Consider the following 16,781-nt stretch of genomic DNA (forward strand, 5'->3'; position numbering starts at 1 on the left):
TTTTTCCATTTCTTGAGTCAATTTGTGATTTATTTGACTAACCTTATGTGATTTATGTTTCTAACACATACAGCATCTAGTAGGTAAATTAAGCACATAATTGACACCAAAAATCTAGTAACAAGCCAGTTTTACTCCTGACTCCTGAGTAACTACCTAAAAGGTTGGTGATTCAGGTTTTCTGATGCGCTATAGCGGTATGTTAAGCGCAAAATCATATTATGTCTAGTTAATTGCTGATGGTAATTTTTTTCTCTGCCCTTGTTGCTGTTGTTACAGAAAAGTTGTTGTTACCAAAACCCTATATACTAGACTAGAATTCTTTAGATTTGAGATTTTTGTTACTTGCGATACCGTAAACTATTAATTTTTAGATGAAACACTAGATAGTTTTTCAGATTTTTGAGTAGAAACTAAATCCAGTATCATCAAAAGACACGAAATTGATGTGGTGTGAAAATCAAGAGAGGAGTGAAACAATGGATTTACGTGGAGATGCATTGCAAATCCTAAAAGAAACTAGTCGGACTTTTTATATCCCTATCAGTATTTTACCGTCGGGATTGCAGGAAGCAGTTGCATCAGCTTACTTGTGTATGCGTGCCATTGATGAAATTGAAGATCATCCAGAATTAGATAATGCCACAAAGACTTATCTATTGCGAAATATCAGTCATACATTACAAACAGGAGTTGATGGTTTTCCTGTAGATGCTTTCTCTGTGGGGTTTAGAGGCTATGAGAATTCTTTAGCAGAAGTAAGTTTAAGAATTAGAGAATGGTCAATTTTAGCTCCTGAAAGCATTGCTCCTCGGATTTGGGATGCAACAGCAGCAATGGCTGATAGGATGGCTGACTGGTCTCAAGTTAACTGGAAAATTACTAACGAATCGGATTTAGATCGTTATACATTTAGTGTGGCTGGTGCAGTGGGCTTGTTACTGTCAGATTTATGGTCTTGGTATGATGGCACCCAAACTAACCGCACTCAAGCAATTGGCTTTGGTAGGGGTTTACAAGCGGTGAACATTCTCCGTAATAATGCGGAAGATTTAACCCGTGGTGTAGACTTTTTTCCCAAAGGGTGGAATCACGATCAGCTTCAAGAATATGCACGTCGTAATCTAGCTTTGGGAGATGCTTATACTAATTCTCTTCCTGATGGACCTGCTTTACAATTCTGTCAAATTCCTCTGGCTTTAGCACATGGTACTCTTGATGCTTTGGCTAGTGGTAAGGAAAAACTCAGCCGTAGTGATGTTTATGCCTTGATTGAAAACCTGATGAGTATCAATGTGAAAGCTGGTTAATTATCTTAAGAATATATAGCCATCTTCTTTGATTTGTGAACATGGAAAAAGTGGGTAATGGGTAAAATTTTCACCTATTACCCATTAGCTGAATTTTTATTTAAGTAAGTCGGCTCGAAAAAATCAAGGTATGTAACAAAATCTAAAATCTCTGAAAGTATCTTCCTTCTTGCCTGTTGCCTTGCGATAACGACAATTTTCAACGCCTACCTACTTATGTCTGCGTTAAAAACACAAATTGTTACTCAGATCAAGTTACAGCAATTACTGTAAACAAACGTATAAAAGTATTTACAACCTATCAGCAACATAGTAAAACCAGTAACACACATAACTAAACTGGTAACACTACTGGCATGGAAGCACCCCAAGACTTAGAAGCAGCAGTTCCAAAACCTGAAAAACCTTTTGCCCTGTTTCAAAGTGCTGTATTAGCGGTAGCGATATCACCCCAGGGACGAAGAAGTATTGCTGTGGGTTTAGAAGATGGGGCTGTGGAAATTTGGGATGTGCTAACTAGAGAACAGTGGGTAAGTTACCAGGGTCATACAAATTCTGTGTGGTCAGTAGCTTTTAGTCCTGATGGCACTAAGGTTGCCAGTGGTGGTGATGACAACATGGTGCGGTTGTGGGATGTTAATACAAGAATGGCGATCGCACAACCTTTTTCTGGTCATACAGGATTTGTCAGTTCTGTAGCCTTTAGTCCTGATGGGAGTATGGTTGTCAGTGGCAGTTGGGACAAGACTTTGCGGTTGTGGGATGTCAACACCGGAAAAGCGATCGCTCAACCTTTTTCTGGTCATGAAGATCCTATCACTTCCGTAGCCTTTAGTGCCGATGGGAGTATGGTTGTCAGTGGTAGTAGAGACAAGACAATCCGGTTGTGGGATGTGAAAACCGGAGAAGCTATAGGTCAACTATTCTCTACAAATGCTGTCAATTCAGTGGCTTTCAGTCCCGATGGGAGTATGGTTGTTAGTGGCAGTAAAGATAATCAAGTATGGTTGTGGGATGTCAAAACTGGAGAAGCGATCGGTCAACCATTTTCTGCACATACAGATTCTGTCACCTCTGTAGCCTTTAGTGCGGATGGGAATATGGTTGTTAGTAGCAGTTGGGATCACACAGTCCGGTTGTGGGATGTCAAAACAGGAGAAGCGATCGGTCAACCATTTTCTGCACATACAAATTCTGTGACCTCCGTAGCTTTTAGTGCGGATGGGAATGTGGTTGTCAGTGGTAGTAAGGATAATAAAGTATGGTTGTGGGATGTCAACACAGGAACAGCAATCAATCAACTATTCTCTAGTGAAGCAAGTTTTGTCAACTCAGTAGGTTTTAGTCGTGATGGGAATCTAATTGTTAGCGGTAACTGGAACAAGACCTTGCAGTTGTGGGATGTCAACACAGGAGAAGCAATAGGTCAACCATTATCTGGTCATAGAAGTTCTGTGAGGTCAGTAGCCTTTAGTCCTGACGGGAGTATGGTTGTTAGCGGTAGTAGAGACAACACAGTGCGGTTGTGGGATGTGAAAACGGGAGAAGCTGTAGGTCAACCATTCTCAGGTCATACAGATACTGTTAATTCAGTAGCCTTTAGTCCCGATGGTAGCAAAGTCGTCAGTGGTAGTGATGACAAAACAGTGCGGTTGTGGGATATCAAAACAGGACAAGCGATCGCACAACCTTTTTATGGTCATATAGATGCTGTCAACTCAGTAGCCTTTAGTCCCGACGGGAATATAGTTGTTAGTGGCAGTTATGACAAAACAGTGAGGTTGTGGGATGTCAAAACCGGAAAAGCGATCGGTCAACCTTTTTATGGTCATACAAATTCCGTTACCTCAGTAGCCTTTAGTCCCAACGGTAGCAAAGTTGTCAGCGGTAGTGATGACAAGACAGTGAGGTTATGGGATGTCAAAACCGGAAAAGCGATCGGTCAACCTTTTTATGGTCATACACATTCTGTCACCTCTGTAGCCTTTAGTATTAATGGCAGTAAAGTTGCCAGCAGTAGTCATGACAAAACCGTGCGATTGTGGGATATCTCTGACCCTCAACGCAAGCGACAAATTATTATCGGTGAACACCAAGGAGAAGTGTATTCCGTAGCCTTTGACCCCCAAGGAGATTACATTATTAGTGCTGGAGAAGATGGTATCAAAGTCTGGCGTTGGCAAAGGTTTAATATTCGTCGCGTTCCCCAACCCTTCCGCAATGACCAACCGACCGGAGAAGACTCACTCGATGTAGCTAAAGAACTGCAATCTTTAGCCGATGTATTAATGTTGCGGAGTCTTGAACCTCCTTTAGCAGTAGCGATTTTAGGCAGTTGGGGAAGCGGAAAATCCTTTGGAATGCACCTCATAGAAAAACACATTACCAAAATTCGCTGTCAACAACTAACCACAAACCAAACCTGGGGTGATATAGGAGATGAACCAAATCTTTCTCCTTATGTTGGTCATATTTATCAAATCAAATTTAATGCCTGGAGTTATGCAAAATCTGATTTGTGGGCAAGTTTAATGCAGACTATTTTCGATCAACTTGACCGACAATTAACACTAGAACAACAATTAGGAGAAGTTTCTGATTTGCTGGCTGGAGGTGAAATTTGGCGTGTCATCAATCAGATGAATGAAAGTGATAAAAAAGCAATATTAGAATCAGAACTAAACCAGGAAGTATTTGCTAAATTAAAACAACAAAACACCGATAGTAACGCACTTTGGGATATTCTCAGTCAAGTCAGACAAGAAGAACAAGATAATTTAAAACGCACAGAAGAAGAATTACACGATTTAGAAACACAATTTAACAATAAGAATCAAGAAATTGAGCAAAAATTTAATCAAGAAATTGAACAACTTGAACAAGAATTTAATCAAACAGTAAAACAAATTGAAAAAAATGTTGACCAAAAAATGACAGATGTCTCAACAGTGATTGTTTTTTTGTCTCAACTTAAAGAAATTCTCAAAGATGATTTTGGTGATTCTATCCTCAAAGATTTTCTCAACACCTGCGGATTTAAAAATAGAAAAGACTTAGAAGCACAATTTCCCATGCTGAATTTAGATAAATTAAATGAATCTAATCTTCTAAATTTAGCACAGGAGTTAATTGAAAATAAAAATATTCAAATTGAACCCATAATTAATAATTTCCCAAAAATAACTCATTTTCTGGAAGAACAACCTAGTAGTATCGTTGCTATAATTGAATTTATTAGAAAAGAAAAAAAGATATTACTCATCTTTTTAGGTGCAATTGCCTTACCATTTATCGCTTATTTCTTAATTATTTCAGTTATACCCAAATTTTTACCAGCACTTCTAGAAATATCCACAGCCTTAAAATTTTGGTTAACTAGTGTATCAGCTATTCCAGCCCTATCTACTAGTATAAATATATTTAAAAGAATCCAAGTATTACAAATCAAAACAGTGAGATTTTTACAACTAGCTAAGGAAAATGTCAAACAAGAGAAACAAAAACTAAATCAAACCAAAAATGAAAAATTCCAAGAAGAGATTAATCAGCGTAAAGCAGAATATGAACAAAATCAAATTAAAGAAATAAACAAAAATAAAGAATTAGCCCAACAAGAACTAATTGAAACACAGCAGAAAATTGAAAAACTAAAATTACAGGTAGAAAGACAAAAACAGCGTGTTGGTTTAACCGCTCAATATAAATCCTTATTAGATTTTGTCAATAATCGTTTAAACGATAACTCTTATCAAAAACTGTTGGGTTTAATGCACCAAATCCAAGATGACTTAGCAGATTTATCTGAACATTTAACCTATAAATTAGGAAATACAAATCCTGAAAAGCTGAAAGTTCTTAAAAAATATTTTCCCAGAGGTCCTGCAAGAATAGTATTATATATAGATGATTTAGATCGTTGTCCTCCGGAGCGAGTTGTTCAAGTTTTAGAAGCTATTCAATTATTATTGAAAACCGAAATTTTTATCATTGTCTTAGGAATAGATGATCGTTATATTGGTCGTACTTTAGAACACATTTATAGAGGTGTTTTAAAACGTGGTGGCACACCTTCTGGTGTGGATTATTTGGAAAAAATTATCCAAATCCCTTACAGAATGCGGCCTATTAGTAAAAATATCACAGCAACTTATTTAAAATCTTTAGTAGACATTGAAGAAGAAATTAAACAAGAAAATCTAGAAGATTTTTCCTTAATTTCACCAGAAAATCAAGAAAATAGCTTTATAGAACAAATCAATGATGAAAATATCCTTGCAAAAAACTTAGAAGAATTACCAGAAGAATTGCAAGAAGATTTAACAGCAGATGAAATTCCAACAACACCTTTTAATAGTCAAGAAGAAACAAAAATCAATTTAAATCCATCAGTAGATATTCCTACTAAAGCATCAAATATTCAAGACATTGACGAACCCAAAAATAAAAAAAATAACTCAAACACTAATAATAGAAGAATACAACATCTTGCAAATACAGATCCATTAATTAGCTTTGAAAAATTTACTGTTGAAGAATTTGCATGGATATCAGAATGTTGTCAGCACGTTGACTTAACTCCGAGAACCGCAAAGCGATTAATTAATATTTGCAAAATAATTAAAATTATCTGGACACCTCTTCCCAACGATAATACATGGAAAGAAGAACCAACACCAGAATATAAGCAAACATTAATTGCATTTTTAGCTTTAGCTGGTAGATATCCCAAGGAAATACGAAAAATATTAGAAGAAATTTATTTGGAATTTGAAGAAACAGATGGACATACAGTAACAATTAAAAAAGAACAATGGCTGAATCGGTTACAAAAACAAGATATATTTATGGATATACACAATCAAAGAGAGTGGAAGAAGTTTAAAAATGATTTTATGAAAATGTCACCACCAAAAGAATTTGTGTTTGAAAAAAGAACTTTCAATTTAGCGAGATCCTTTTGTTTTGTTGGTGATATTGGTTATGATCCCGATGATTTTTATAACCGCGAATATAGATTTGAAGATGGTAAAAAAGATTATGGCTTTAAGAAAAGTGAATAGAATTATATAAAATCATTTTTAGATTTCTGATCATTCTCAATGATCTTCTTAAAGTTGTAAATAGATCGGTGTGAAAATGTTCAAGAAACTTAATTCCCAGAACCTGGATTTAGTGTAGATACTGGTATAATGCTACTCATAGTTGAAATAATTGATTTTATTTTTAGGTAATAAACCATGATAGAATTTGCCGCTATTACTTCAGTGATTAGTAAATATGCTCCTCAAGCTAGTCAACTAATCATTAAACAAGCTCAAAAAAACGAAGCTGTCATCAAAGTTTTACAAGAATTAAAACTCAATCCTACTCAAATTATTGATGATGTTGATACTGTTTATGGCTACACTCTGGTAAAATATGGAGTATTTAAACCAGAAGCAATTTTAAACTTATTGAGAGAGAAAGTAATTAAAGATTATTTTTGGGATGCTTATAGTAATAATGCTCCCTTTCAGTTTGTAGAGAATACGAAAAAATTTCTTAATCAAAATAGTGAAATAAAAACGCAAATCATCAATGCTAAAATTAATTTTTCGGCTGAATTAGAAGAATTTGGAGAGACTTTCATTGCAGTTGCAAAACAGACAAAATCATCCAAATATCAGCCTTATCCAGATTGGAATTTAGATGTTTATCCCAAAGAATTTAAAGCCTTAATCTTTGAAAAAACTCGCTTATTTTGCGGTCGTGATTTTGTTTTCAAAGCTATTAATAACTTTTTTGCAACTCAACCCAAAGGTTATTTTACCGTAATTGGGGATGCAGGAATGGGAAAAAGTGCTATTTCTGCTAAATATATTTCAGTAATCAAATGTCCTTGTTATTTTAATGTCTTTGCAGAAGGACGCAATAAACCAGAACAGTTTTTAGCGAATATTCGTCAACAGTTAATTAAGCGTTATTCCCTCCAAAATGCCGATAACGCTGATTTAAGATCATTATTACAAAAAGCCAGCGAAAAATTAACCCAAGGACAAAAACTTGTCATTGTTGTTGATGCATTGGATGAAGTAAAACAAGAAGGAAATAGTAATCTTTTAGATTTACCACAAAATCTCCCTGATGGCATTTATTTTTTACTGACGAGAAGACCTTATAACCAAGAAACAAAACGTTTAACTTTATCTCCAGATACTCCTGTAGATGAATTAGATTTAAAAAAAGATGATTATACAGCGTTGAGTCAAGAAGATGTCAAAGAGTATATTCAGTTATTCTTGAACAATGAACCTAAACTCAGACATTGGATGAATGAACGTAATATTTCTGAAGATACTTTTGTTCAGGAAATAGCGGTTAAGAGTGAAAATAATTTTATTTATTTACGCTATTTATTACCCGGAATTGCTGAAGGTAAATATAATGATTTAACTTTACAGGGATTACCCCAAGGATTGCAAGATTATTATACAAGCCATTGGAATCGTATGGGAATGGACAAAGAATCCAATGAAAAGAAAGTGAAAATACTTTATATCTTATTAGAAAGAGGTGAACCAATTTCTAGTGAAATGATTGCGGATATTCTGGATGAAGATGAATATGATGTTAAAGATGTTTTAGATGATTGGATTGAATATGTCACTCCAAAAGTAAATATAGAGGAAGAAAAAACTTACTATAGTATTTATCATCGCAGTTTTTTAGAATTTCTCAAAGGAAAAGATAAATTAGGTAAAGGAAGGAAATTGTTTAGAGAAGTTAATAAGAGTATGGCTAATTATATGCTCAAGGAGATGGAATAACATGGAAATCCACTAATAACAATGTGACAATTAATAATGTCTATACTGCTTTTTCATCATTTTCAGGCTTTTCAATCTTACCATTCATAATTAGGGCTTGCTTAATAAACCTAAAACTTAGATATATCAAGAGTTAGAAGGTTAAAAAATGTGCATCAGGTGCAAGGAATAAGCGTTGAAACTATCAAAAATCTATCACTTTTCCAGGTTCAAGATTATTCTTATCTTCTTCTAATTCTTCCTCCTGACTCCTATCCCTAACGAAAAAACTTTTTCAGCAAACCCTATTTAATCTGCTTCAATATCTACAGAATGTGGGCTTTAAATTTAGCTTGAACAAAAAGAAGCCCCACATCTCACTCTAAGGAGTGTGGGATGGATTTTTGGGGTGCAGGGATATCAACTACTTTTGATCTGTCAAAAACAAAAAGGTATTTTTTCCGATACACCCTAAACCCTAAACTTGGGAATCTTCAACTTGACCAACGCGACGAATGTTAAGAATATCACTCATTTTCTTAATTTGCACAAACAAGTGTTCTAATTGAGTGCGATCGCGGATATCTATTCCCAAATCCATCAGCGCAGGTTGTCCCAAAGCTGTTTTCACATTAGCATGACGTACATTTATTCCTTGGTCGCTCAACCGCGATAAAATATCCTTCAATATTCCCACTCTATCAAGAGTCTCAATTTGAATATCTATTGGGTAAGTGTGAGGACGACTATTATGTTCAATTGCTGTATTCCATCTCACTGGGACTAGGCGTTCACATTCCACATTATCCACATTATGACATCCTTGGCGATGAATGGATATACCCCTTCCCCGTGTTACCACGCCAATAATTGCTTCACCAGGAATCGGCGTACAACATCCAGCTACGTGATAAACTAAACCTTCCACCCCAATAATAGGTGAATCACTAGCACGGGAAGTAGTTGGTGATGTATCTCGCGACGTTTTGGATGTGGACTCCTTGGGTATAAAAGGGATAACATCAGCCATTGGTTGTTGTGCTTTTACCACATCCCGCCAGCGATTTAACACCAAGTTTAAAGTGATTTCTCCATAACCTAAACCTGCTAGTAAATCTTCCACACTGTGATAATTGCATTTTTCAGACACAGTATGCATTGCATTTGATTTCAGCAAGTGATCAAAACCAGTTTTACCGAGTTCCTTCTCTAATAAATCTCGTCCTCGTGCCACATTTTCTTCCCGGCGCGATCGCTTGTACCATTGTTTAATACGATATTTCGCCGCCGAAGTCCGCACAAAATTCAACCAATCCAAACTAGGATGGCTATTCTTTTGAGTAATAATATCAACAATATCGCCATTGTGTAATCGCGTTGATAGTGGCACAATCCGCCCATTGACCCGCGCCCCTGCACAATGATTTCCCACCTCTGTATGAATTCGATAAGCAAAATCTATACTCGTAGATCCGGGACTTAGAGGAACAACATCCCCCTTTGGGGTGAAGACATAAACATCATCTTCAAATAGATTGTCTTTAACACTATCTAAGTATTCTTGAGCATCTTTTAAATCACTTTGCCAATCTAATAGTTGCCGCAACCAAGTAAACTTTTCATCTGTTCCTGTTAATTGGCTATTGGTAGAACCGCCGGTTTCTTTATACTTCCAATGGGCAGCAATCCCATATTCAGCAACATGATGCATTTCCATTGTCCGAATTTGCACTTCCAAAGGGCGACCAGTCAAACCAATTACCCCTGTATGCAAGGACTGGTAACGGTTAGGCTTGGGCAAACCAATGTAATCTTTAAATCTTCCTGGTATGGGGCGAAACGCATCATGAACTACAGCCAAAGCTCGATAGCATTCTTCATTAGTTTGCACAATAATTCGCAGTGCAGCCAAATCATAAATTTCATGAAATTCTTTTTGCTGTCGGTGCATTTTTTGATAAATGCTATACAAGTGTTTGGGGCGACCGCTAACATCCAAACATTGAATTCCCGCCTGTTGCATTCGTTTCCGCAACACTTCCGTAGCTTTAGCCAATTTTTCTTCCCGCGCAGTTCGTTTTTCAGAAACGTGCTGTTGAATTTCTCGGAAAGCATCAGGTTCCAAATACTTAAATGCCAAATCTTCCAATTCCCATTTAACCCGCCAAATTCCCAAACGATTAGCTAAAGGTGCAAAGATATCTCGTGTTTCCTGGGCGCTACGGCGACGGCTAGCTTCTGACATATACTGCAAGGTTCGCATATTATGCAAACGGTCTGCCAACTTCACCACAATTACCCGAATATCCTGCGCCATGGCCAAAAACATTCGCCGGAAATTTTCCGCTTGACTTTCAGTTTTACTGGTGAAATTGATTTTAGAAAGCTTGGTGACACCTTCTACCAATTGTCTGACTTCTGCCCCAAAATGCTCTTCTATTTCTTCAATTGTAACTTCTGTATCTTCAACTACATCATGAAGAAATCCAGCTGCTATCATAGCAGGACTTCCTCCCAAATCACGCAGCAATCCAGCTACAGCTACAGGATGAGCTATATAAGCTTCTCCAGATTTGCGGTACTGACCTTGATGCAGTTGATAGGCAAATTGAAAAGCACGACAAATCAAAGCAATATCGCTATGCGTTCGGTCATCTTCCGCTGCGCTGCTCTTTACTGATGTTTCTCGTAAACATTTCTTGAGCCATTCCGGAAGACTGACATCAACTGAGGAATCAAGAAGTAAGCTGCTCATACAAGAGAAAAGATAAATTTTTGGTGGATAAGAGAGATATAGACGAAAATAACAGCATCGTCAAAAGAAGATGCTGCCCCACGGACGGGTAAGAAAAACAGTGTAAGGATGACTTTCTAATTGCCTGTGATTATCATCCATTAAGGGTGTCGAGGCACATAAAACAGAATATTCATAGATGACAAACAAAGCCTCAGAGAATAATTCGAGGCTTCCAATTTGATTAAGTCCCTGAAAGAGTTTATTGTAAAAGAAAATTTTCTTGAAATTAATAGTTGCTAATTATAGTGGACAAATATCCAGTTAATTAGTTTGGAAGTTTTATCTTCACAGGATGAACTAAAACAACCCTTATCCCTTGGCTAAAAGCTGTTGGGACTTTTTTTTAGATTTTCACTTTCCAGAAATCAATTCTGCTGCATCAACGTTGAACTTGGGACTAAATAAGTGCGACCAGTGGTTGTTTGACAACAGAACTCATTAAACCATTTTAGCTGATGTGACGTAATATGTCTAATGTCTAGGAAAGCAATGACGTTTTGCAATACTAACAGGAGTCAAGAGTCAGGAGTCAGGAGTTATGTCTGTGCATCTTGAAAAATATCAAGAATTTGCCACATTACTGGAGCAATTCCGCTCTGATGTCACCCAAAACCAAGTAAATGCCCCTTTTTTACGGCAACGTCTGCGCGAGTTGCAGCAATGGTTTGTCCAGCAAATTGTCCCTATATATGATTTGGACTGGCGAGAACAGTCTTATCAGACGGAGATGAGTAAGCAGTTGCGATTGTTAGAAATAGATGTGATGTTTTTTCAAGGTGCCAGGCAGTCTGTAACGGCAGAAGCAAGACTTAAAACCATTAGCGATCGCCTTACTACTCTAATTCAATATTGCCATGCCATACTGCAACCGGAAGCACCAGAAGGGTGAAAAGCAGGAGACAGAAGTCAGAAGTCAGGAGTCAGGAGTCAGGAGTCAGGAGGATCAGAAGAAAATATCTCCCCCATCCTCCCCTGCTCCCCTGCTCCCCTGCTCCCCTGCTCCCTCATCCTCCCCATCTCCCTGTCACCTGTTATAATACCAACCAAGTTGGAAATATAGAAACTATGCCACAGGACTTATCACCCCTTTGGATATCGCTGAAAACTTCATTTTTAGCGACTTTCATCACCTTCTTTTTGGGTATTGGTGCTGCTTACTGGATGTTGGGATATAGAGGTAAAGGCAAATCTATTATTGAGGGTATTTTTGTTGCACCGTTGATTTTGCCACCTACAGTTGTTGGTTTTTTGTTGTTGCTATTTTTTGGTAAAAATGGTCCGGTTGGTAAATTGATGGAACCATTTAACATCACAATAGTTTTTACTTGGTATGGTGCGGCTATAGCTGCAACTGTGGTTTCATTCCCGTTAATGTATAAAACTGCATTAGGCGCTTTTGAACAAATTGATGCTAATTTGTTGCGCGTGGCGAGAACTTTAGGTGCTAAGGAATTAACGATATTTTGGCGGGTTAGTTTACCTTTAGCTTTTCCTGGCATTTTAGCAGGTGCAACATTAGCTTTTGCCCGTGCTTTGGGTGAATTTGGCGCAACTTTGATGTTAGCTGGTAACATTCCTGGACAAACGCAGAATATACCGATGGCAATATATTTTGCTGTGGAAGCTGGGGATATGAAAGAAGCTTGGTTTTGGGCGATCGCAATTGTGGCAATTTCTCTATCAGGGATTATTTTAACTAATATATGGCAAGAACGAAAACATAATTATAGAAGCATAAATAAAGAAAAAGATAAACAAATAAAACCAGAAAATCAATCTTGTTCTTTACTTTATCAATCATCTGCATCTGGCTTATTTATAGATATTGAAAAAAAATTGGCAAGTTTTCATCTTCAAATTGCATTTAATACAGATAATCAACCATTAGGATTGTTGGGTGGTTCTGGTGCAGGAAAAAGTATGATTCTCCGTTGCATTGCGGGGATAGAAACACCAACACAAGGAAAAATAATACTAAATGGTAGAGTTTTGTTTGATTCGGAAAAAGGAATTAATCTTCCTAGCCGTAATCGCCAAATCGGTTTCTTATTTCAAAATTATGCCTTATTTCCCCATCTCACAGTAGCACAAAATATCGCTTTTGGCTTACCCAAAGGATTATCGAATGGGAATATCAAATTAGAGGTAGAAAAGCAATTAATAGCAATGGAATTACAGGGTTTAGGTGATCGCTATCCTCACCAACTTTCTGGAGGACAACAACAGCGGGTAGCCTTAGCTAGGGCTTTGTCCAGTCAACCAGAAGCACTACTTTTAGATGAGCCATTTTCAGCCCTTGATACACACTTACGAAGTCAGTTAGAACAACAAATGACAGAGACTTTAGCTGATTATTCCGGTGTGACTTTATTTGTTACTCACAACATGGAAGAAGCTTATCGGCTTTGTCCTAATTTATTAGTATTAGAACATGGTAAAGAAGCTCATCATGGTTCTAAATATGAGATTTTCCAGCATCCTGCTACTATGAATGTGGCTAAAATAACAGGATGTAAAAACTTTTCTCGCGCTGTTTGGATGTCATCCCAACAGGTAGAAGCTATTGATTGGAATTGTACTCTTGAAGTTGTGGAATCAATTCCTAATAAATTATCTCATATTGGAATTCGCGCCCATCAACTTGTTTTCACCAATGACCCAAATCAGGAAAATACTTTTCTCTGTTGGTTAGTTAGAACCAGTGAAACACCTCACCGGATGACTTTATTTTTAAAACTGCATTCTCCGGCTGAAAATGTTCATGATTATCACTTGCAAGCGGAGGTTTATAAGGAAAAATGGGTGACAATTAAAGAGCTACCTTTTCCTTGGTATGTACATTTAGATCCTGTGCGGTTGATGTTGATGGAATAATGAGGAGGCAGGGGAGCAGGGAGCAGGGAGCAAGGGAGCAGGGGAGCAGGGGAGCAGGGGGGCAGGGGAGCAGGGGAGTAGGGGAGCAGGGGAGCAGGGGAGCAGGGGAGAAATAAATACAAAATTTAAAATTCAAAAGCTCTTGCCTTTTGCCTTCTTTCTGTCACCTATTCCCTATTTTTCAGTTTTTAACAATAAATAAAATAACTGTCCATCACTAACTGTAACACCAGCGCGATCGCCTGCGATTTTACCAGTACCTAAATAGTAATCTACCCTACCAGCGCCTTTAATAGCGCCTCCTGTATCTTGGTCTAATACATAGCGGCTAACTGTGCGATGTTCCAATTCACCGTTTTTATTCACAAACGGGAAAGGTGCGCGAATTAAAGCTAAAGCACCGGGAGGCATTAAAGATTTATCGGTAGCGATGGAACGTTCTGGCGTGAGTGGTACACTGATAGAACCTTGTGCTGGTCTACCATTAGTTTCTCTAAAAAAGACAAAACTATTATTGCGGGGAAGATAAACATTCAAATCTTGTGGATTTTTTTGAAAATATTCAAAAATTGTCGGCATTGTTACGCCATTTTCTGGTAGTTTTCCTGCATCTATTAATGTCCGTCCCAAACTTTTATAATTATAAGCTGTATTCCCAGCATAACCTATACTTGTTTGCGTTCCATCTGTTAGTTTTAACTTAGCAGAACCTTGAATTTGAATAATATAAGGTTCAAATCTGTCTCTAAACCAGAATAACTCTAAACCCTTTAATTTACCTTTAGAACCTTGTAAACCATCCGCACCTTCTAACTCTAACCGTGTGGGATGAGGTCTAGTCCAAGATCCTAAATTTGCTGGTATACGATAAACAGGATATTTAAATTCTTTTGTCGGTTTCCGACTAGCTAAATACAATGGTTCATAATATGCAGTAAACAAAACTGTACCTTGACTATCTTTCCCAATTGATTGATAATATATAAACTCTTTTTCGATAGCTGCTTGTAATTCTTGAGCCGAATTAGTTGATAATACTAATTGTCTGAATCTTTGCAAGCTTTGATAAACACGATTTCTTGTAATTCCTGGAATTTTATATTTTTGATAAGCAGTCTCAGCGCGACCTGTTTTCAAATATTTTAAACTTTGATCAATAGATTTTAATAAGGCTTTTTTATCTGTTATATTATCCTGTTCATTACCATAAATTCTTCCATCTAAACAAGACGGATCATTTTCACAACAAGTAACGGGAAGTCTTTGAACAAGTACAGGTGAATTTTTGGTATTTTCAGTTTTCAAAGCAACTGGTAAATCCCATTTTGTGATTTGACATTCTGGAGCGACGATGTCTTTGTTTTTGATCGCTGGCATTTCCAAGAAAAAAATTGTGAAAAAAACAGGTAAACTGAGAGTTGTGTTAAATATCTTGTTCATGAAATTAAGACAGAAATTAGGGGGGAGAAAAAGCAAGAAGGAGTCAGAATTTTTCTAATTTATGTAAGTATTCAGGATAGAGAATACTCAAAATCAGGATAATAAAGGCTTTTTTAGTCAAGTTTGATGATTTTGATAAAAATTTAACTTCTGGACTATTCTTCATTTCATAAGCATTCTGACTCCTGACTCCTGACTCCTGAATTTTTACTAATTTATCTGCTCCCAATCACAAATTTATTCATTCATATTATGGTAGGTAGCAACAGCAGAAGGTGAAATGCGATTTAAGTAACGGAAAATCCAATATTTAAAAATAGTATCTAAAATCACGGGAAATGTGGCAATGAATAAAAAGATAAAATCCCTATTAGCAGGTAATCCCCAGTGTCGTGATATGCCTTCTAGAATTACTTCCCAACCGTGAGGAGAGTGAAAGCCGACAAATACATCGGTAAACAATATAATGATAAATGCTTTGGCGCTATCACTCAATCCATATACTATATGATCGAAGAAATCTTTGAGAACAGAAATAGAAGATTTACTGATAAGTAGCAGCCAGATAAAAGCAACTACGGAAAAAATATCTGCAAATACATTTTTAATCGCATTAGAACTTTCACTCCTAAACTCTTCTGCTATTTCTTGTGCTTTCTCTTTCATCTGGCGTTCTAGAACTTCAGGTGATAGGATTGGGGCATTAGTAATTAAGTTTTCAAATTTGATTCTTTCTTCAAATCTTTGTAATTGTACCAGTGCTTCTTCTTCCATTTCTGCATTGAGAAAAACTTCCACTGCTTCTGAACTTCTAAAATGCTCAACCAAAGGACCGACGAATACAGCTTTGGCTATTTGATGGGTGAGCAGTGGTATGATGATAAGTAATAAAATAAAGCGGATAGAGATAATTGTTCTTTTTTGTGTTTGTCGAAAAGTTTTCACTACGTCTTGTTCAGAATTTGGATCTAATTCCGACTGTAGACGAGTGATGGTAGTTAAAATTGAACGAGGTAAAACTCCTGTAGTATCAGTTTTTCGTTTCGGTGTTTTATCGTTGTTTTGAACTGGTAATTTTGGTGTGGTTGTTTGGGTAATTATCTCATTCTTTGTTACAATATTAGGTGAAGGCACTAAATTTGTAGAAGTTTTTTCTAAATCATCATTTGTGTATTTGGCAATAACTTGATCAATAAATTCTAGCTTTTCCAAAACTAAAACTGGAGTTGGATATTCTATGCCTGTTTTAGCGGCTGCTTGTTGTTTAGATTCATTGGAAAACCAACGACTGGCTTTAAATTCCGTCAGCCGCATCCGAGTATTTTTTAATAATTTCTTTAACTCTGTGTAAAAATAATCCATGACGCTACTACTGTACATAGCAGAGTCTGGGCATATTTTTTTACCATTAAAATGCTTATCTTCGATTTCTTTAATCTTCAAAGCTGATTGATAAGCTTCATCTAAAGATCGTTCTGGTGTTAGCAAGTACCATCTGTAAGCAGCTAATAAAAAAGAGTAGATTTTTTGACTAAGCACAGAGTTTTTCATCATCGATGATCATTTTATATGGTT

Annotated in this window: 8 protein-coding genes; 5 read left to right on the plus strand and 3 right to left on the minus strand. The window is 36.8% G+C overall.

What is annotated here, in order from left to right:
• Window positions 1-479: 479 nt before the first annotated feature.
• From ACLLO5_RS03305 to ACLLO5_RS03315, 3 genes are all read left to right on the plus strand, one after another.
• Window positions 480-1,310: a squalene/phytoene synthase family protein gene (locus ACLLO5_RS03305; protein WP_413174058.1), complete on the plus strand. Its 831-nt coding sequence runs from the start codon at window positions 480-482 to the stop codon at window positions 1,308-1,310.
• 356 nt (window positions 1,311-1,666) lie between these two features.
• The gene (locus tag ACLLO5_RS03310) at window positions 1,667-6,370 is read left to right on the plus strand and encodes a P-loop NTPase fold protein (RefSeq protein ID WP_413174059.1); all 4,704 of its coding nucleotides are present in this window, start codon (window positions 1,667-1,669) and stop codon (window positions 6,368-6,370) included.
• Window positions 6,371-6,547: 177 nt separating this feature from the next.
• Window positions 6,548-8,116, plus strand: a complete 1,569-nt coding sequence (locus ACLLO5_RS03315) for an AAA family ATPase (RefSeq protein WP_413174060.1) — start codon at window positions 6,548-6,550, stop codon at window positions 8,114-8,116.
• Window positions 8,117-8,573: 457 nt separating this feature from the next.
• Here the strand turns inward: ACLLO5_RS03315 and ACLLO5_RS03320 are convergent, their stop codons facing one another.
• Window positions 8,574-10,850 carry a RelA/SpoT family protein gene (locus tag ACLLO5_RS03320; protein ID WP_413174061.1) on the minus strand — a complete coding sequence of 759 codons (2,277 nt, stop codon included), beginning with the start codon at window positions 10,848-10,850 and terminating at the stop codon, window positions 8,574-8,576.
• 580 nt (window positions 10,851-11,430) lie between these two features.
• Here ACLLO5_RS03320 and patD point away from each other — a divergent pair.
• Together patD and modB are read left to right on the plus strand one after the other, a co-directional pair.
• Window positions 11,431-11,781, plus strand: coding sequence for a heterocyst frequency control protein PatD (gene patD / locus ACLLO5_RS03325; protein ID WP_413174062.1), 351 nt, complete (start codon window positions 11,431-11,433; stop codon window positions 11,779-11,781).
• A gap of 176 nt (window positions 11,782-11,957) precedes the next feature.
• Window positions 11,958-13,766, plus strand: a complete 1,809-nt coding sequence (gene modB, locus ACLLO5_RS03330; RefSeq protein WP_413174063.1) for a molybdate ABC transporter permease subunit — start codon at window positions 11,958-11,960, stop codon at window positions 13,764-13,766.
• 174 nt (window positions 13,767-13,940) lie between these two features.
• Here modB and ACLLO5_RS03335 read toward each other — a convergent pair whose 3' ends face one another.
• Window positions 13,941-15,206, minus strand: a complete 1,266-nt coding sequence (locus ACLLO5_RS03335) for a murein transglycosylase A (protein WP_413174064.1) — start codon at window positions 15,204-15,206, stop codon at window positions 13,941-13,943.
• Window positions 15,207-15,443: 237 nt separating this feature from the next.
• Window positions 15,444-16,757, minus strand: a complete 1,314-nt coding sequence (locus ACLLO5_RS03340) for a proton extrusion protein PcxA (protein WP_413176004.1) — start codon at window positions 16,755-16,757, stop codon at window positions 15,444-15,446.
• Window positions 16,758-16,781 lie beyond the last annotated feature (24 nt).

Source organism: Anabaena azotica SJ-1 (genome assembly GCF_047275885.1).
Taxonomy (GTDB): Bacteria; Cyanobacteriota; Cyanobacteriia; order Cyanobacteriales; family Nostocaceae; genus Trichormus_B; species Trichormus_B azotica_A.